Genomic DNA, 17498 nt, shown 5'->3' with positions numbered 1-17498 from the left:
CTAAGGACCGCCGGGGCCCGCCTCATCCTCCGGCGGGACGAACGCTCCCCAGTCCGTTGTACGGAGGTACCCCTAGGGGATCTCCACCCGCCGGTGGAGACCTTCTCAGGGTTGCCTCCACCCGGCCGTCCACCCTGCCGCCGCCCTGCCCCCGACCTCCCCCGGGTGAGAAGGTGGCCCGCAGCAACCGGATGCAGGGGGAAGGAAGTTCTGTGGGCACCCAGGACGCGGTACGCACCCAGGACGCGGTACGCGGCCGGGGCGCGGTCGTCGCCGCGCTCATGCTCGCCATGGCGCTGGCCGCCGTCGACTCCACCATCGTGTCGACCGCCGTTCCGCAGATCGTGGGCGCGCTCGGCGGCTTCTCGATCTTCTCGTGGCTCTTCTCCGGCTACCTCCTCGCCGCCACCGTCACCCTGCCCGTCTACGGCAAGCTCTCCGACACCTTCGGCCGCAAGCCCGTCCTCATCGCGGGCTGCGTGCTGTTCCTCCTCGGCTCCGGACTCTGCGCCCTCGCCTGGAACATGGAGTCGCTGATCGCCTTCCGCGTCGTCCAGGGGCTCGGCGGCGGCGCCGTCCAGGGCACCGTGCAGACCCTCGCCGCCGACCTCTACCCGCTCAAGGAACGCCCCAAGATCCAGGCGAAGTTGTCGACCGTGTGGGCCACTTCGGCCGTCGCGGGTCCCGCGCTCGGCGGACTCATCACCTCGTACGCGGACTGGCGCTGGATCTTCCTCATCAACCTGCCCATAGGGGCGGTCGCGCTCTGGCTGATCGTGCGCCACCTCCACGAACCCGCGCGCGAGGCCGTCCCGCGCGGCCGCGTCGACTGGCCGGGCGCCCTCGCCGTCTTCGCCTGCGGCGGCACCCTCCTGACCGCGCTCGTGCAGGGCGGGGTCGCCTGGGACTGGGTGTCGGTGCCGTCCTTCGCGTTCTTCGGCGCCGGGCTCGCCCTCATCGGGGTCGTCGTCATCGTCGAGCGCAGGGCGGAGGAGCCGATCATCCCCGGCTGGGTCTGGCGGCGGCGCACCATCGCCGCGGTGAACCTCGCCCTCGGCGCGCTCGGCCTCCTGATGGTGGCACCCACGGTCTTCCTGCCGACCTACGCCCAGTCCGTCCTCGGACTCGCCCCGGTCGCCGCCGGGTTCGTGCTCTCCGTGATGACGCTGAGCTGGCCGGTCTCCGCCGCCCTCAGCCAGCACGTGTACCGCAGGATCGGCTTCCGCAACACCGCGATCACCGGGATCTCCGGGGCCGCGCTGATCCTCTTCACGTTCCCGTTCCTGCCCTACCCCGGCACCGCCTGGCAGCCCGCGCTGCTCATGCTGCTGCTCGGCGCGGCCCTCGGGCTCTTCCAGCTGCCGCTCATCGTCGGCGTCCAGTCCAGTGTCGGCTGGGCCGAGCGCGGCACGGCCACCGCGTCGGTCCTGTTCTGCCGGCAGATCGGCCAGACGCTGGGCGCCGCCCTGTTCGGCGCGGTCGCCAACGGGGTGCTCGCCGCGCGGCTCGACGGGGCCGGGTCGCTCGACTCGGTGGCGCGCATCCTGGACGACCCCGGGTCCGTGGCCGACCCCGAGCCGCTGCGGCGGGCGGTCGACGCGGCCGTCGACTCGGTGTACCTCGGCGCGGGGTGCGCCGCCGTCGCCGCCCTGGCCGTCCTGGTCTTCCTGGCGCCCCGGCGCTTCCCCGTACTGGACGAGAGGCAACTGAGCTCCCAGAAGGACCAGTTGTCACCCACACAACAGAGCGACTGACCGGTTCCACGAAAACCCCGCACACCGGCCCTACTTACGAGTAACGTCTCGGCTCCCCTCGCTCCCTGCGGTCCGCACCACCGGACCGGAAGCCGCGCAAGGAGAACCGGGATGACCGACGTTCCGTACGACGCGTACGACCCCGCCCCCCTCCCGTACGAGCAACAGCCCCACCTCACCTACCCCTGGCAGCCCCCGCCCCCCGAAGCGCCCCCGGCCCCCCGCCTGCCCCGCCGCCCCGCTCCCGGCCGCCACAGCGACCTGCGCAAGCTGCGCGGCGCCTACCGGATCCAGCGCCGGGTCGCCACCCTCACCGCGCTCGGCTACTTCACGCTCTTCCTCGTCCTGTCCGCCCTCGCGCCCGCCTTCATGACCGGCACCGTCTCCGGCGGGCTGACCACGGGCCTGCTCCTCGGCCTCTGCCAGCTCCCCGTCACCCTGCTCGCCCTCGTCCTGTTCGAGCGCACGGCCCGCCGCCGCCTCGACCCGCTCTCCGAACTGCTGCGCAGACAGCGCGAGTCGGCGCTCCCCCGCGACGGGGAGGCCCCGTGAGCGAGGAAGCGCAGACCATGTCCCTGGTGGCCTTCACCGTCGTGGTCACCCTCACCCTGCTGTTGTGCGTCATGACCGGACCCGACCGGGACGACCTCGACGAGTTCTACACGGGCTACGGCGCGCTCTCCCCGCTCCGCAACGGCCTCGCCATCGCGGGCGACTACATCTCGGCGGCCACCGTCCTCGGCACCGGGGGCGTGATCGCCCTGCTCGGGTACGACGGGGTGGTGCTCGCCCTGAGCACGGCGCTCTCCCTGACGCTCCTGATGTTCCTGCTGGCCGAACCCCTGCGCAACGCGGGCCGGTTCACTATGGGCGACGTCGTGGCGCGCCGCATGCCGGGCCGCGCCGTCCGGATCGCCGCGTGCACGGCCACCATCGCCGCCCTGCTCCCGCTGATGGTGGTCCAGCTCGCGGGCGCGGGCGACCTGCTCGCCTTCATCCTCGGCTTCTCCAGCGACGGCCTGAAGACCGGCTGCGTCGTCGCGCTCGGCGCCCTGATGATCAGCTACGCGGCCATCGGCGGGATGAAGGGCACCGCCCTCATCCAGATCCTGAAGATCGTGATGCTGCTCGGCTCGGGCGCGGTGGTCGCCGCCCTGATACTGCACCGCTTCGACTGGAGCCCGGGCGCCCTGCTCGCCGCCGCACAGGACGGCAGCGGGGCGGGACCGGCGTACCTCCGCTCCGGGCTCCAGTTCGCGGACAGCCCGAGCCCGCGCCTGGACATGATCAGTTCGGAGCTGACCGTGGTCCTCGGCGGCGCGGCGCTCCCGCACGTCACGATGCGGATGTACACGGCCCGCGACGCCCGTGAGATACGGCGCTCCATGTCCTGGGCGGTCTCGTCGGTCGCCCTCTTCGTCCTCGTCATCACCGTCGTCGGGTTCGGCGCGACGGCGCTGCTCGGCCGCGCGACGATCGCGGAGGACGACCCGCAGGGCAACACCGCCTACCTCCTCGGCTCCCGCGCTGCGTTCGGCGCCCACACCTCGGCCGCCGAGACCCTGATCTTCACGACGGTCACCACCGCACTGTTCCTGACGCTGCTCGCCTCGGTCGCCGGCATGATCCTCGCCTGCGCCAACTCCCTGGCCCACGACGTCTTCGCGCAGGGCCGCCGCACCCCCTCACCCCGCCGCGAGATGACGCTGGCCCGCGCCTCCGCACTGGCCATAGGTGTCCCCGCGATCGCCCTGGCGATCCTGGTCAAGGACCACAATCTGCAACCCCTGGCCACCCTCTCCTTCTGCCTGGGCGCGTCCGCCCTGGCGCCCGCCCTGGTCTACAGCCTCTTCTGGCGCCGCTACACACGGACGGGCCTGCTCTGGACCCTCCTGGGCGGCACGCTCGGCTCACTGATCCTGATGACCGGCACGAACCTGGTCTCCGGGAGCCCCGGCGCCCTGTTCCCGCACCACGACTTCACGTGGTTCCCGTTCACGACGACAGGCATCGCCTCGATCCCCCTGGGCTTCCTCCTCGGCTGGCTCGGCACCCGCTTCTCCCCCCGCGCGGAGGCGGAGGAACACCGCAGGCGCTACGAGGCGGTGGAGGGCTGGATCCTGGCGGGGGCGTCGGGGCGGGGGAAGTAGGCATTTGATGATTGAAAGTCAGACATTCCGGGATATCGCGGTGTTACCGTACTCGCTGGTAACTATTTCTGGCGGGTACCCGTCAGAAATGCAGCTACGGGGGGTCACATCGTCATGGGCGTAGTGCCCCCATGACCTAGGAACGCATGCACCACAGAACCACCACCAGGCTCGTCACGACGGTGGCAGCCCTCTCCCTCTCCTTCACGTCGGCCGTCGCGGCGGGCAGCCCGGCGGCCGCCGCCGAGAAGAAGCCCGCGAGCCTCCTGGAGATCGCCGAACGCGTCTCCCACTACGCGCACTGCGACGACCTCGGACTCGTCGAGAAGGCGGGCTGCCTGAAAGAGTTCGGCCGCAAGGCGCTGATCGCGGGCGCCGGCACGGCTCTGTTCCTCTACGGAACGCAGTCGATCATGAAGGACCACGGGGCCCGCTTCAAGACGCTCGACACGGAGCTGGAGGCGCTGGGCAAGCTGAAGCTCGCCGAGCTCAAGGACCCCTCCTCGACGTCCGACCCGAAGGAACAGGAGAAGATCCTGACCCAGGCGGTCAAGACCGCCAAGGCCGCGGGGCCCCACCTGGCGAACCTCGCGAAGAACGTCGCCAAGGCCGACGAGATGATGGGCACGGCGAGCGACTCGCTCTACGCCCTCAGCATCCTCACCGTCGTCGTCGGCGACTACGGCTACCCGCCGTCGCGCAAGGTCGAGCCCATCAAGGACAAGGACCTGCCCGACTGGGGCAAGGAGCTCAGGGAGCTCAACGCGGCGTTCGACCAGATGAACAAGGGCTTCGCCCAGATGAACCGCGGCCTCAAGACGATGAACGAGGGCGTGGACGAGGTCAACAAGGGCCTCGCCAAGGCCAACAAGGGGATCTCCAAGGCCAACAAGGGCATGAAGGAGATGAACGACGGCATCGCCCAGGCCAACCGCGGCATGAAGACCGCGAACAAGAACGTCCCCGGCATCAAGAAGGGCGCCGAGCGGCTCAGCGAACTCCCCGACATCGACTTCGACTTCTCCCACGTCGGAGACTCCTGGGGATCGGGCTCCTCCGGCCTCGACGAGGCCACGCAGCAGCGCCGCATGTCCCTCTTCCTCGACCTGGTGCCGGGCATCGGCGACGGCAAGGGCATCGTCGAGGCGCTCACCGGCAAGGACCTGGCCACCGGCAAGGAGCTCAGCGGGGCGGAGCGGGCGGCAGGCTCCCTCGCCGTCCTGCGCTGGCTCAAGGTCGGCGCCAAGGTGGGCGCCAAGGCCCTGACCGCCGACGACGTCCGCAAGGCCCGCAAGGGCGGGACGGCCGCCGCCACGTGCGCGAGCAACAGCTTCCTGCCCGGCACCCGCGTGCTCATGGCCGACGGGTCCGCCGTCCCCATCGAGCAGGTGCGCGAGGGCGACCAGGTCCTGGCCACCGAGCCGGGCACCGGCACGACCCAGGGTCGGCCCGTCACGGACCTCATCGTCGGCGACGGCGAGAAGAACCTCGTCAAGGTCGACGTGGACGTCGACGGCGACCACGGGGACCGCACGGCCTCGGTCACCGCGACCGACCTGCACCCGTTCTGGACCGGCGACGACCAGTGGACCAACGCGGCCGACCTCGCGGCCGGGACGACGCTGCGGACCGACGCGGGCGCACCCGCCAGGATCGCCGCGGTCACCTCCTGGACCGCACCGGACCAGGAGGTCCGCAACCTCACCGTGGCCGGCGCGCACACGTACTACGTGCTCGTGGGCGACACCCCGGTCCTCGTGCACAACGCCGCCCCGTGCAAGATCATCACGTCGGCCGTCGGCAAGGACGCCCAGCTGTCGAAGGCCGCGCAGCAGGCGGGCAAGAACCAGGCCGTGCAGCGCGACCTCGACGGCCTCTTCGAGCAGCTCTCCCGTGGAAACATGAACCCCGGGCTCGGCAGCAAGGCGCTGGCGGGCACCGACGTCACGTACGCCCGCGGCCGGAACGGCGGACGCCTGTTCTTCCGGAACGTGGAGGGCGGCATCGAGATCGTCGGCAAGTCCGACAAGGGCAACGAGTCCAAGGTGATTGCGAGGCTGAAGCAGCTCTATGGAAAGTGACCCGCACCTGCTGGTCGAGGACGACCGGTTCACCGCCCTGTTCCTGCTGGGGGCGGACGACCGCGCCGAGGACGTCGAGAACGCCGACGCCGAACTCCGGCTGCCCGACGGCACGCGGTGGAGCGCCACCTTCATGACGCTCCGCGAGATCGCCGCCGTCATGGACCGCTGGAAGCGGACGGGCGAGGCCGCGGGCGGCGCGTTCTTCCAGTGCCCGGACCTGGTCGTGGTCCCGACGGGCGGGGTCGCCGCGATGACGACGGCGTTCCGCGCGATCGTGGACGAGGGCGGGCCCGAGGGGGTCCTGCCCCGACTGGAGGACTAGAGGACCCCGCGCCCCTGGGCGGCACCTTCCGTCGTGCGGCGAGGTGGACCGCCAAGGGGCGCGGGGAACTGCGCGACCAGCCACAGCGGGCCCGCAGACGAAGCGCAGCCGCGGAGGAGACTTACGGCGTCTCCTCCGCCGGCGCCCGGCCCGTCAACGTCGCCAGGCTGCTGCGTACGTGATCCATGTGGGCCCGTACCTCGTCCCAGCGCTCACCGTGTTCGCGCAGGATCCGTTCCGTCTCGCGGGTCACCCGCTCCTCGCAGAGGACCGCCTCCGCGACGATCTCCGCGCCCCGCGCCTCCGCGTCCTCCTGTCCGTGCCGCGCCGACTCCTCCGCCTCCGCGAAGGCCCGCTCGGCCTCGGAGAGCCGCGTCTCCGCCGCTGCCACCCGCTCCGCGTAGTGCGCGTCCGACGCCGCCTCGCGCTCCGCGGCCTCGCGCTCGGCCGCCTCCCACCGCTCGCCCTGCTCCTTCTCCTGCTCGGCGAGCAGCCCCTCGCACCGCTGCCGCATCTCGCGCAGCGCCGCGAGCGCCTCGCCCCGCCACGCCTTCACGTCCTGCCGGGCGGAGATCCTGATCTCGTCGGCCGTGGCCCGGTCCGCCTGGAGCCGGCGCCCGGCCCGGTCCTCCGCGTCGGCGCCGACCCGCTCGGCGTGGGCGCGCGCGGACTCCCGCAGCTCCCGCGCCCCCGCCTCCGCGTCCTCCGTCACCGCCTGCGCCTCGGCCGCCGCGCTCTCCCGTACCGCGGCGGCCTCCGCCTCGGCGAGGGCCAGGATCTGGCGGGCCCGCTCGCCGAGCGTCTCGTACGTCTGGGGCGCGAGCCGCGACACCACGTCCCGCAGGTGCTCCGCCTCCACCTCCATGTCCTTGGCGAGGACGGTGAGCCGGGCCGCGCGCTCCCACGCCCCGTCCCGGTCCTGGGAGAGGCCGGCGGCGTACGCCTCGACCTGCTCGGGACGGTAGCCGCGCCCCCGCACGGTGACGAAGCCGTAGGGCGACGACGATGCACCGCTGCTGCTCATCCTTGGATCCCCTCTCCGACGTACCGCACGCGTACAGCGCGATTGGCGCACATCTTGATGGATCAAGCGGAAGCGCTCATAACGCGACACTCCGCCCACTCCACCCGGTCAAGGATGCGTCAATTGGCGCCGGAAGTCGGAATCGGGGCGACATTCCCGCCGCTCGCGCCCCGAATGGGCGAGGCGCCCGCCCCGACCCCCGGGCACGGGGTGGGGCGGGCGCCTCGTCGTCACGTGCGCGCCGCGCGCTACAGCAGCCCGTCCCACATCTGCTCGAGAAGCACGGACCACCAGCTCTCCGGCGACGCGAGCGCCGCCGGGTCGAGCGCGGCCAGCTGGTTCTGGAAGTCGACGGTCCAGCGGCCGGCCTGCTCCTGGTTGAGCCCGAACCGCAGCCGCCACATCCGGCCCAGCAGCGCCATGCAGCGCGCGAACTCGGGCAGCCCCGTGTTCACGAACTGCGGCGGCACGGGGGCGCCGCCGGGACCGGCCTCCACCGGCACCGCCACGATGTTCGCCGTGCCGTACTGCACGCACAGCGCACGCCCGAAGTCGCTGCCCATCACCAGGTACGACCCGGCGTCCGACGCGGGCTGCACCCCCCGCTCCTGCGCCAGCTCGGCCAGCGTCGGCACGGGGCGGCCCGGCTGGGCCTGCGCCCAGAAGAACGGCCCGAAGTCGACGGGCAGGCCCGCCACGACGAGGGTGTGCGCCACGATGTCCGGCACGCCCTGCCGCGAGACGGCCCGCTGGTCGAACCGGAAGATGCCGGGTCCGAAGGCCGCGGCCAGCTCCTGTGCGACGCCCTCCGGCGGGATCGGCGGCGCGGGCGGCATCTGCTGCAACGGGGCACGCACCGGCGCGGGCCTCGCGGGACCGTCCGCGACCTGGTGCAGCTCCCCCTGGTGGGCGAGGAGCTGCTGCATGCCCTGCTGACGGGACGCGTGGTCCCTGCCGTACGGGGCGATCGACGTGATCCGCGCCTGCGGCCAGGTCTCCCTGATCATCCGCGCGCAGTACGCGCCGGGCAGCTCGCAGGACTCCAGCTCGGTGTGGAGCTCAAGCACCTGCTGCGGCGGCACGTTCATGCCGCGCAGCTCGTGCAGGATCTGCCACTCCGGGTGCGGCGTACCGGGCGCCGAGCGCCGGATGAGCTGCTGCTCGGACCCGTCGGCGGCGCGGTAGCGCAGCACGGCCTGGTAGCCGGGGCCGACGGTGGGCTGACCGGTGGGCGGCTGCGGATAGCCGTACGGCTGACCGCCGGGGGCACCGGGCATGCCGGGAGGTACGCCGGGTCCGGGTGCGTGCTGGCCCGGTGCGGGCGGCGGCGGCATCCCGGGCGCGCCGGGTCCGCCGACCGCGGGTCCGGCCAGCATGGTCGCGGCGTGGTGGACACCGCCACCGCCGGGGGGCGGGGGCGTGCCGGGGGCGCCGGGGGCACCGGGCGGGCCCGGAGGCTGGGGGGCGCCGGGAGCGCCGGGCGGACCGGGGGGCTGGGGTGCGCCCTGGGCGCCGGGCGGCTTCAGGCCGCCGCCCATGCTCGGGTCGGCCAGCATCGTCGCCGCGTGATGCACACCACCGGGAGGCGTACCCGGAGCACCGGGCGGACCGGGCGGCTGGGGTGCGCCGGGCGGGCCGGGCGGCTGGGGTGCGCCGGGCGGGCCGGGCGGCTGGGGCGCGCCGGGGGGCGTGCCCGGAGCGCCGGGAGCCCCTGGCGCGCCGGGTGCACCCGGCGGCTTCAAGCCGCCACCCATGCTCGGGTCGGCCAGCATCGTCGCCGCGTGATGCACACCACCCGGAGGCGTACCCGGAGCACCGGGCGGACCGGGCGGCGTCGGGGCGCCGGGGGCCGCGGGCGGCTTCGGTCCGTCCGGGCCCAGTGAGGAGACGAGCTGCGTCGGTACGTAGCCACCGGCGGGCGTGCCGGGGGCGCCGGGCCCGGAGGGCGGCGGCGTGCTCGGGCCCGCCTTGTGCGTGGCGGCGTCCGCGATGTCCCCGGCCGCCGGTGCGGCGGGCGGCTGCGGATATCCGTACGCGGAGGCGTCCGCAGCGCTCGGAGCGCCGGACGGCGGAGGCGTCGGCGAACCGGCGGGGGGCTGCGGCGAGTTCGGCGGCTGCGGGGCCGAGGCACTCGGAGCGCCGGACGGCGGGGGAAGAGGCGTCGACGGACCGGCCGGCGGCGGCTGCGGGGCGGAGGTGCCCTGAGCGCCGGGCGGCGGCGGGAGAGGCGCCGGTGCACCGGCCGGAGGCTGCGGCGCGTTCGGCGGCGGCCCCGCGGGGGCGGCCGGAGAGGCGGGGCCGCCCGGTGCCGGGTCGTCCAGCGCGGGCGCGATCGCCGTCGCCGGCAGCCCGCTGCCCCCGTGCATCAGCGCCGTCTTGGCCTCTGGCGTGGTGGCCGGCGGCGGCGTCTCGTCGTCGTCGAGGCCGGTGAGCGGCGGCGCGAACACCGTGGCGGGCAGCGGCACCGAATGGTCCTCGCCCGCATCGGCGTTGGTGTCGGTGCCGGCCCACGGGGTCGCGTCGGCCGGCACGCCCGCCGACGTCGCGGGCAGGCTGTCGTCGGACCCGGCGACGGGCTCCGGCATCCGCTCCGGCACGGAGTCCTCGGCCGAACCCCCGGCCGCGGGCCACGGCGTACCGCCACCGGGAGCGGCGGACGCGGCCTCGGCCGCGGCCGGCGCGAACGGCGCCGCCGGAGCCTCGGGCGCCGCAGGCGCGGCGAGAGGGTCCGGAGCCGCGGGTCCGGCGGGCGCGAAAGGCTCAGCAGGCGCGGCCGGAGCCTCAGGCGCGGCAGGCGGGCCCGAGGAAGCAGGCGGCTCGGGAGCTGCGGAGCCCGCGGCCCCCGAGGACCCCGCAGAGCCCGAGGACCCCGCCGACTCCTCGCCCCCCGAACCCCGCGCCTCCGCGCGCCGGTCCGGGATGCCCAGCTTGTCCGCCGCCTCCTGGAGCCACTCCGGAGGAGTCAGCAGGAACGACGTCTGGTTGAGGTCGACCCGCTCGGGCGGGGCAGGCACCGCGTCCTGCGGCGCCGTGTCCGGCAGGCCGTACTCCTCCTCGTACCGGCGGATCACCTCACCGACCGCGAGGCTCGGCCAGAGCGTCGCCTCGCCGCTGTCCCGCGCGATGACGAGCCGCTGCCCGCCACCGTCGGACACCGGACCGTTCTCCCGGTCCTCGGCCCACACCACGAACCCGAGGTCGAACTCCCGCACCCGCACCTCACGGTGCTGGTAGCCCGGCACGTCGCCGTTGATCCATTCCTCGGCGCGCTCCTGCGCCTGTGCGAAGGTCACCATCGTTACGTCACTCCCCACCCGAGGACACGGAGACGGCGTGCGCGAAGCCGCCGTCCACCATCAGGTTCGCCACGGTCTCCAGCTCCGGCGGATTGCCCGCGAGCCGGGACAGGAACGCGTCGAAGTCGTCGCCGCACGGCAGCAGCAGCTGCCGCACCCGCTCGGCAGGGGGCCACCCGGCCGCCTCCGAGACGTCACGCGCGTCGTCGTACGCGCAGAACCACACCGAGCCGATCCGGTCGCCCTTCACCTTCACGGCGAGCAGGCCGCCCTGCACGAAAGCGACACCCAGGTAGTCCTTGGTGAGGTGGTCGCGCAGGCACTTGTTCACGTACACCAGGTCGTTGACCGCGGCCTCGTCCCGCACCGTGAAGAACGGCTGGTCCACGAGGAGTCCGAGCTCCGCGTCGAGCGCGGCGCCGACCGGCGCGCAGCCGCCCGCGGCCTTCAGGAACGAGCGGTAGGCGCCGGGCAGCCGGTAGCCGAGGTCCTCCTCGACGCTCTGCACCTGCCCTTCCGTCACCGCGACCGCGGCCTTCGGCAGGCCGAAGTGGGCGGGGCGCGTCTCCTGCAGCGGACGCGTGCCCCTCTTGTTCTGGTCCACGGCCGTCGTCGCGATGCCGCCGTGGTGCCGCAGCAGCGCCTTCACCTCGACGGGGACGAGTTCGAGGCGGCGGCTGTTCGGCACGTGGTGCCAGGTCCAGCCGTGCGGGGTCGCCACCGCGGGGATCGTGTCCCACAGGTCGTGGTCCGCCGCCGCCATCGCCGCGTTCGCCGACACGTAGTCCGTCAGGCGCAGTTCGTCGACTCCGAAGCCCTCGGGGGGCTCGGCGATCTCGGCGGCCGCGCGGGCGTACGCCGAGAAGTCCGGGTAACCGCGCTCGTCCACCCGCACGCCTCTGGGATGGCGGGCGGCACGGACCGGGTCCGGGAAGTGCACGACCTGCCCGGCGTAGGCCGCGTTCGGCGGCGCTGACTGCTGCCCCAGCCGACCTGTCGTCATGGCGGTTGCCCCCTGCGGCACTGTGGAAGGTTCTGGTTCTTTTTCTGCGGTTTCCGGTCCCGCTTCCGCGGTTTCCGGTCCCGCGATGTCGACACAGCCTATGCGCAAGGGCGGCACCGGTCACCGGGCCTCCGGTTCCATGACCACCAGCCACCGGACCGTCACCGTGTGACGAATCCCGGCGGAAAGCCAGGCGTGTCGCAGTGCCCCAGCTTCCGCACCACCCGCCCCATTTGGCAGGCTGTCCCCGCGACGCGGGGGCGTTGTACACGCGGTGACGGCCGCGAGCAGGGGGAGGGAAGAGCACGATGCAGACGGCACAGAGCAGCATGTCCGGCCAGACACTGGCCACGACGGCGGGCGCCACGACCGGCGACGGCACGGCCCCGGCCACCGTCCCGACGGCCACGCAGGCGGCGCAGGCCGCGCAGGCCGCACACACGGCCGGAGACCCACGCGTCGGCTGGAGCGCGACCGCCGCCCACGCGCCCATCCTGCGTCAGCGCCGCGACGGCATCCTGCCCACCGTCGCCGCCGCCCTCTCCGTGCGCGGCCAGACCACCCTCACGTGCACCGCGGGCCGCGGCGAGGAGCCCCCGGCGCTCCATCCGCTCGTCCAGGACTTCCTCGACGCCCTCACCAGCGGGCAGCGTGAGCGCTTCACGGGCCGCTGTGCCGAGGCCATCCTCATCTCCCGCCACCTCACGGCGGCCGACGCGAGCCGATCCAAGCGCGCCTCGCGCAAGCCGATGACCAACGGCGAGGCCCGCAAGGCGCTCAAGCACGGGAAGCTCACCACCCGCCGCATCCGTGAGGACGGCGACCCCCTGCACGGGCACTTCGCCCAGCCCTGCCGTTCCTGCACCGCGCTCACCGCCCACTTCGGTGTCCGCGTCGTCGACCCCACGGCCACCGAAGCCTGATCCGCCGCCCGGCCGACCGGCCCCACCACCCGAACGAGGGTTACCACCCCATGCACCCCGACCACCCCGCCACCGCCGCCGCACCCGGCACCGGCGGCAGCACCCGCTTCCCCGTCCCCGTCGACGCCGCCCTGCGCGCCGCCGGCTGGCGCCCGGGCCACTGGGACATAAAGCAGGCCGAGATCTGGGCGGACGCCCTGCGCCGCCACACCTCGCCGGCCGGACACCGGCACACCGTCTTCCCCGCGGCCGTCGAGGCGTGGGCGGAGTTCGGCGGCCTGCACATCACCCCGCAGGGCCCCGGCCGCCAGATAGCGCCCGCCACAGTGCACCTCGACCCGATGTACGGCCTCCACCTCGCCCGTACCCTCGGCGACCTGGGCCGCGCGCTGGGCACCGAGCTCTGCCCGATCGGCGAGGAACCGGACAACCAGGCGCTGCTCGCCATCGACACCGAGGGCCGCGTCTACAGCCTCGACCACAGCGGCGACTGGTTCCTCGGCGCCCACATCGACCAGGCCCTGGCCACGCTCATCACCGGCGCCCAGCCCACCCGCCTGTCGGCGAGCTCGGGGATATAGGACAACCCGCCAACCCTCTACGCGGCCGCCGGAAGCACCGCCGACACCCGGAAGCCGCCCCCGTCCGTCGGCCCCGAGACGAACACCCCACCCAGGGCCATCACGCGCTCCCGCATGCCGACGAGGCCGTTGCCGCCGCTCGGCAGCCGGGCGTCGGACGAGGCGTCGGCCTCGGGCGGGGGCTCGTTCTCCACCTGCATCGCGATCTCCGCGCTGCGGTACGCGAGCCGTACGTGCGTCTTCGCGCCCGCCGCGTGCTTGTGGACGTTGGTCAGCGCCTCCTGCACCACCCGGTACGCCGTCTGCTCCACCTCCGCGGAGCAGTCACGCGCCTCGCCCTCCACCGACAGGTCCACCGCCATGCCCGCGGTCCGCGACTGGCCCACCAGTTCCTCCAGCTCCGCGAGGCACGGGCCGTCCTCGTCGACCGCGCGGGACGCCGCCGCGGCGGCCGCGAAGGCCACGGCGGCCAGCGGCGGCTCGGCGGGCTTCTCCGCCTTCGCCTTCGTGCCGTCGCCCGTGCGCAGCACCCCGAGCATCTCGCGGAGCTCGGTCAGCGCCTGACGTCCCATGTCGCCGACGAGCGCGGCGTTCCTGACCGCCTTCTCGGGGTCCTTGCGCGCCACCGCCTGCAGGGCCGCGGCGTGCACGACCATCAGGCTCACGCGGTGGGCGACCACGTCGTGCATCTCGCGGGCGATCCGCGTCCGCTCCTCGTTGCGCGCCCACTCCGCGCGTTCCTCGGCGCGCTCCGCGAGGAGCTGGAGCTCCCGCTCCAGGCTGTCGGCGCGCTCCCGCATGCCCTCGACGAGGCGGCGGCGCGCTCCCACGTACAGCCCGAGGAGGACGGGGGGCGCGGTCACGCCGATCGCGGCGGTCACCGCGAAGAAGGGGATGAACTCGCTGCCGATCGAGGGGCTGCCTTCGGCCATGTCCTGGTTGGCCCGCACCAGCGCGACGACGAGGGTGCCCGCCATCGACATGCCGGCCAGCGCGCCGATGATGCGGCGCGGCAGCTCGGAGGCGGCCAGCGTGTACAGGCCGACGACGGTCAGCAGGACGCCCATCTGGGCGGGCGTGATGGCGATCGATATCAGGACGACGGCGATCGGCCAGCGCCGCCGGATCAGCAGCGCGGCTCCCGCGAGCACGCCGAAGCCGACCCCCACCGGGACGGGCAGTCCCGCGTCGCGCGCGAAGGCCACTCCCTCCGCCCCGCACTCCGCCGCGGACAGCACGGCAAGCCCCGCATCCAGCGCGGCACCGCGCCACCGCTCCCACCACCACGGCCCGGTCATGGCCGTGGTGCGGTCGTCCCCCGTCGTGGTCATGTCTTCCAGCGTACGGGCGTCCCGCCCCGGTTTTCCGGTGCATTTCCGGCTCGGTGATCCAGCACACGCCCTGTTCGAGCGGAAGCGAAACCTTCCGATATCCCTCGAACTGCTGAACCCCTCATGATTTACGACCGGACGTCCACATTCCGCAACCCGGCCGCGACCCGCTGACGGCCGGATGGGGATCTCCACCGTCGCGTCGAAGGGGGTCGGTACGGCATAGTGTTGCGTGCTGATTCGGCGACCTGACGGAATGTCCGGTTCGGTCGAGTTTGATCCCCCATGGTGTAATCAGGCAGCACTGCGGTTTTTGGTACCGTCTGTTCAGGTTCGAATCCTGATGGGGGAGCTGCACGCTTTATCCGGGTCCTGACCGCCGAGGTCGGGACCCGCCCTCATTTCCACCGCACAACGCCCCGGTATCCTGCGGATGTCCTCCCACAGAGGAACCCCAACCCATCCGAAGCCGAAGGGCATCCCCCGTGAGCGCAACCTGCCCGGCAGCCGTCGTCGTCCTCGCAGCGGGTGAGGGCACCCGTATGAAGTCGGACCGGCCGAAGGTCCTGCACGACATCTGTGGACGTTCCCTCATCGGACACGTGCTCCACGCCGCCTCCGCGCTCTCGCCCGAGCAGCTCGTCACCGTCGTCGGTTTCCAGAGCGACCAGGTCCGCGAGCACCTGGGGGCCATCGCCCCGCAGGTCCGCACCGCCTACCAGGCCGAGCAGAACGGCACCGGGCACGCGGTCCGCATCGGCCTGGAGGAGCTCGGCGGCACGGTCGACGGCACCGTCGTGGTGGTCTGCGGCGACACCCCCCTCCTCACGGGCGCGACGCTCCAGAAGCTCGCCGCCGTGCACGACGACGACGGCAACGCCGTGACCGTGCTGACCGCCGAGGTGCCGGACGCGACCGGCTACGGCCGCATCGTGCGCGACGGCGCCGACGGCTCCGTCACCGCGATCGTCGAGCACAAGGACGCGACCGAGGCGCAGCACGCGATCCGCGAGATCAACTCCGGGGTCTTCGCCTTCGACGGCCGGCTCCTCACCGAGGCGCTCGGCAAGGTCCGCACGGACAACAGCCAGGGCGAGGAGTACCTGACCGACGTACTCGGCATCCTGCGCGAGGCCGGGCACCGCGTCGGCGCCGCCGTGGCGGACGACCACGAGGAGATCGCGGGCATCAACAACCGCGTCCAACTGGCACAGGCCCGGCGCACGTTGAACGACCGGCTGCTCACCGGCGCGATGCTGGCCGGCGTGACGGTCGTGGACCCGGCGTCGACGTGGGTGGACGCGACGGTGACGTTCGAGCGCGACGCGGTCATCCAGCCGGGCACGCAGCTGCACGGCGCCACGCACCTCGGCAAGGGCTGCGAGGTCGGCCCGAACACCCGCCTGAAGGACACCTCGGTGGGTGCGGGGGCGCGGGTGGACAACAGCGTCGCGGACACCGCGGAGATCGGGGAGCAGGCGCTCGTCGGCCCGTTCGCGTATCTGCGCCCCGGTACCCGGCTTGGAGTCAAGTCAAAGGCGGGTACGTATGTGGAGATGAAGAACGCGACGATCGGCGACGGCTCGAAGGTGCCGCACCTGTCGTACGTGGGCGACGCGACGATCGGCGAGCACTCCAACATCGGTGCCGCGAGCGTCTTCGTGAACTACGACGGCCAGGCCAAGCACCACACCACGGTCGGGTCCCACTGCCGGACCGGTTCGGACAACATGTTTGTGGCTCCTGTCACGGTCGGGGACGGTGCCTACACCGCCGCCGGGTCCGTGATCACGAAGGACGTGCCGGCGGGTTCGCTGGCCGTCGCGCGGGGCCAGCAGCGGAATATCGAGGGCTGGGTGGCCCGAAAGCGTCCGGGGAGCGCGGCCGCGAAGGCGGCCGAGGCGGCGTCCCGGGAGCCGGCCGGCGAAAGCTGACCGGAAACAGGTGCGCCGGACACGGCGTACCGTGATAGTGCACATTCGGCCGACTCGACGCACCGGGACGCGTGAGTACGGCAGCGGGAAGAACTCTCTGAGGAGACAGTGCTGTGACCGGGATCAAGACGACCGGCGAGAAGAAGCTGATGCTCTTCTCCGGCCGCGCCCACCCCGAGTTGGCCGAGGAGGTCGCACACAAGCTGGGTGTCGGCATCGTGCCGACGAAGGCCTTCGATTTCGCCAACGGCGAGATCTACGTCCGCTACCAGGAGTCGGCGCGCGGCGCCGACTGCTTCCTGATCCAGAGCCACACCGCTCCGATCAACAAGTGGATCATGGAGCAGCTGATCATGATCGACGCGCTGAAGCGCGCGTCGGCCCGCTCCATCACCGTCATCGTGCCGTTCTACGGTTACGCGCGCCAGGACAAGAAGCACCGCGGGCGTGAACCGATCTCGGCGCGTCTGATCGCGGACCTCATGAAGACCGCGGGTGCCGACCGCATCCTCACGGTCGACCTGCACACCGACCAGATCCAGGGCTTCTTCGACGGCCCGGTCGACCACCTCTTCGCGCTGCCGATCCTCGCGGACTACGTGGGCGCGAAGGTCGACCGCTCGAAGCTGACCGTGGTCTCCCCCGACGCCGGCCGCGTGCGCGTCGCCGACCGCTGGTGCGACCGTCTCGGCGCGCCGCTCGCGATCGTGCACAAGCGCCGCGACAAGGACGTCGCGAACCAGGTCACCGTGCACGAGGTCGTCGGTGAGGTGAAGGGCCGCGTCTGCGTCCTGGTCGACGACATGATCGACACGGGCGGCACGATCTGCGCCGCCGCCGACGCCCTGTTCGCGCACGGCGCGGAGGACGTCATCGTGACGGCCACGCACGGTGTCCTGTCGGGCCCCGCCGCGGACCGCCTGAAGAACTCGAAGGTCAGCGAGTTCGTCTTCACGGACACGCTGCCCACGCCGAGCGAGCTGGAGCTCGACAAGATCACGGTGCTCTCCATCGCGCCGACGATCGCGAACGCGGTGCGCGAGGTCTTCGAGGACGGTTCGGTGACGAGCCTCTTCGACGAGCAGTAGAACGACCG

The 17498-nt window shown here is 72.9% G+C and carries 13 protein-coding genes and 1 tRNA gene; 10 read left to right on the top strand and 4 right to left on the bottom strand.

The features are described 5' to 3' along the window. Positions 1-191 precede the first annotated feature (191 nt). From DEJ48_RS23235 to DEJ48_RS23215, 5 genes are all read left to right on the top strand, one after another. Positions 192-1754 carry an MFS transporter gene (locus DEJ48_RS23235; protein ID WP_150221338.1) on the top strand — a complete coding sequence of 521 codons (1563 nt, stop codon included), beginning with the start codon at positions 192-194 and terminating at the stop codon, positions 1752-1754. A 111-nt stretch (positions 1755-1865) separates the two neighbouring features. Further along, complete coding sequence (locus DEJ48_RS23230; RefSeq protein WP_150218012.1) at positions 1866-2306, top strand: DUF485 domain-containing protein; 441 nt, start codon at positions 1866-1868, stop codon at positions 2304-2306. Between the two features lie 17 nt (positions 2307-2323). After that, entirely contained in the window at positions 2324-3904 is a 1581-nt protein-coding gene (locus tag DEJ48_RS23225; RefSeq protein ID WP_150221337.1) for a cation acetate symporter, read from the top strand. A 146-nt stretch (positions 3905-4050) separates the two neighbouring features. Next, a complete protein-coding gene (locus DEJ48_RS23220) occupies positions 4051-5985 on the top strand; it encodes a pre-toxin TG domain-containing protein (RefSeq protein WP_150218011.1) in 1935 nt (644 codons plus the stop codon). Further along, entirely contained in the window at positions 5975-6310 is a 336-nt protein-coding gene (locus DEJ48_RS23215; RefSeq protein WP_150218010.1) for a hypothetical protein, read from the top strand. The genes DEJ48_RS23220 and DEJ48_RS23215 overlap by 11 nt, the downstream gene beginning before the upstream one ends. Before the next feature lie 121 nt (positions 6311-6431). On the opposite strand, the gene DEJ48_RS23210 is transcribed toward DEJ48_RS23215, so the two are convergent. The 3 genes from DEJ48_RS23210 to DEJ48_RS23200 form a co-directional block, all read right to left on the bottom strand. Further along, entirely contained in the window at positions 6432-7334 is a 903-nt protein-coding gene (locus DEJ48_RS23210; RefSeq protein WP_150218009.1) for a cellulose-binding protein, read from the bottom strand. Between the two features lie 248 nt (positions 7335-7582). Beyond that, positions 7583-10630, bottom strand: a complete 3048-nt coding sequence (locus DEJ48_RS23205) for an SUKH-4 family immunity protein (RefSeq protein ID WP_150218008.1) — start codon at positions 10628-10630, stop codon at positions 7583-7585. A gap of 7 nt (positions 10631-10637) precedes the next feature. Beyond that, positions 10638-11633 (bottom strand): SMI1/KNR4 family protein, encoded by a 996-nt coding sequence (locus tag DEJ48_RS23200; RefSeq protein ID WP_150218007.1) that lies wholly within the window; start codon positions 11631-11633, stop codon positions 10638-10640. A gap of 308 nt (positions 11634-11941) precedes the next feature. Between DEJ48_RS23200 and DEJ48_RS23195 the strand changes: the two genes are divergently transcribed. Further along, entirely contained in the window at positions 11942-12556 is a 615-nt protein-coding gene (locus DEJ48_RS23195; RefSeq protein WP_223832169.1) for a YwqJ-related putative deaminase, read from the top strand. A 50-nt stretch (positions 12557-12606) separates the two neighbouring features. After that, positions 12607-13137: an SUKH-3 domain-containing protein gene (locus DEJ48_RS23190; RefSeq protein WP_150218006.1), complete on the top strand. Its 531-nt coding sequence runs from the start codon at positions 12607-12609 to the stop codon at positions 13135-13137. Between the two features lie 17 nt (positions 13138-13154). On the opposite strand, the gene DEJ48_RS23185 is transcribed toward DEJ48_RS23190, so the two are convergent. After that, positions 13155-14468 (bottom strand): sensor histidine kinase, encoded by a 1314-nt coding sequence (locus DEJ48_RS23185; RefSeq protein WP_150218005.1) that lies wholly within the window; start codon positions 14466-14468, stop codon positions 13155-13157. A 279-nt stretch (positions 14469-14747) separates the two neighbouring features. Here DEJ48_RS23185 and DEJ48_RS23180 point away from each other — a divergent pair. From DEJ48_RS23180 to DEJ48_RS23170, 3 genes are all read left to right on the top strand, one after another. After that, a tRNA-Gln gene (locus tag DEJ48_RS23180) sits at positions 14748-14820 on the top strand. Between the two features lie 133 nt (positions 14821-14953). Then, a complete protein-coding gene (gene glmU / locus DEJ48_RS23175; protein ID WP_150218004.1) occupies positions 14954-16402 on the top strand; it encodes a bifunctional UDP-N-acetylglucosamine diphosphorylase/glucosamine-1-phosphate N-acetyltransferase GlmU in 1449 nt (482 codons plus the stop codon). Between the two features lie 113 nt (positions 16403-16515). Further along, positions 16516-17490: a ribose-phosphate diphosphokinase gene (locus DEJ48_RS23170; RefSeq protein ID WP_150168841.1), complete on the top strand. Its 975-nt coding sequence runs from the start codon at positions 16516-16518 to the stop codon at positions 17488-17490. The last annotated feature ends 8 nt before the right edge of the window (positions 17491-17498 follow it).

The sequence above is a fragment of the Streptomyces venezuelae genome, from assembly GCF_008642315.1.
In the GTDB taxonomy this organism is placed as follows: domain Bacteria; phylum Actinomycetota; class Actinomycetes; order Streptomycetales; family Streptomycetaceae; genus Streptomyces; species Streptomyces venezuelae_D.
The sequence above is the reverse complement of the archived record's forward strand: the minus strand, read 5'-3'. Positions and strand labels throughout refer to the sequence as shown.

Bases quoted from the DNA above. Each gene is read 5' to 3' on its own strand.
- DEJ48_RS23185 (WP_150218005.1), bottom strand. From the start codon at position 14,468: ATGACCACGACGGGGGACGACCGCACCACGGCCATGACCGGGCCGTGG.
- DEJ48_RS23230 (WP_150218012.1), top strand. From the start codon at position 1,866: ATGACCGACGTTCCGTACGACGCGTACGACCCCGCCCCCCTCCCGTAC.
- DEJ48_RS23210 (WP_150218009.1), bottom strand. From the start codon at position 7,334: ATGAGCAGCAGCGGTGCATCGTCGTCGCCCTACGGCTTCGTCACCGTG.
- DEJ48_RS23215 (WP_150218010.1), top strand. From the start codon at position 5,975: ATGGAAAGTGACCCGCACCTGCTGGTCGAGGACGACCGGTTCACCGCC.
- DEJ48_RS23190 (WP_150218006.1), top strand. From the start codon at position 12,607: ATGCACCCCGACCACCCCGCCACCGCCGCCGCACCCGGCACCGGCGGC.
- DEJ48_RS23205 (WP_150218008.1), bottom strand. From the start codon at position 10,630: ATGGTGACCTTCGCACAGGCGCAGGAGCGCGCCGAGGAATGGATCAAC.
- DEJ48_RS23220 (WP_150218011.1), top strand. From the start codon at position 4,051: ATGCACCACAGAACCACCACCAGGCTCGTCACGACGGTGGCAGCCCTC.
- DEJ48_RS23235 (WP_150221338.1), top strand. From the start codon at position 192: ATGCAGGGGGAAGGAAGTTCTGTGGGCACCCAGGACGCGGTACGCACC.
- DEJ48_RS23195 (WP_223832169.1), top strand. From the start codon at position 11,942: ATGCAGACGGCACAGAGCAGCATGTCCGGCCAGACACTGGCCACGACG.
- DEJ48_RS23200 (WP_150218007.1), bottom strand. From the start codon at position 11,633: ATGACGACAGGTCGGCTGGGGCAGCAGTCAGCGCCGCCGAACGCGGCC.
- DEJ48_RS23225 (WP_150221337.1), top strand. From the start codon at position 2,324: ATGTCCCTGGTGGCCTTCACCGTCGTGGTCACCCTCACCCTGCTGTTG.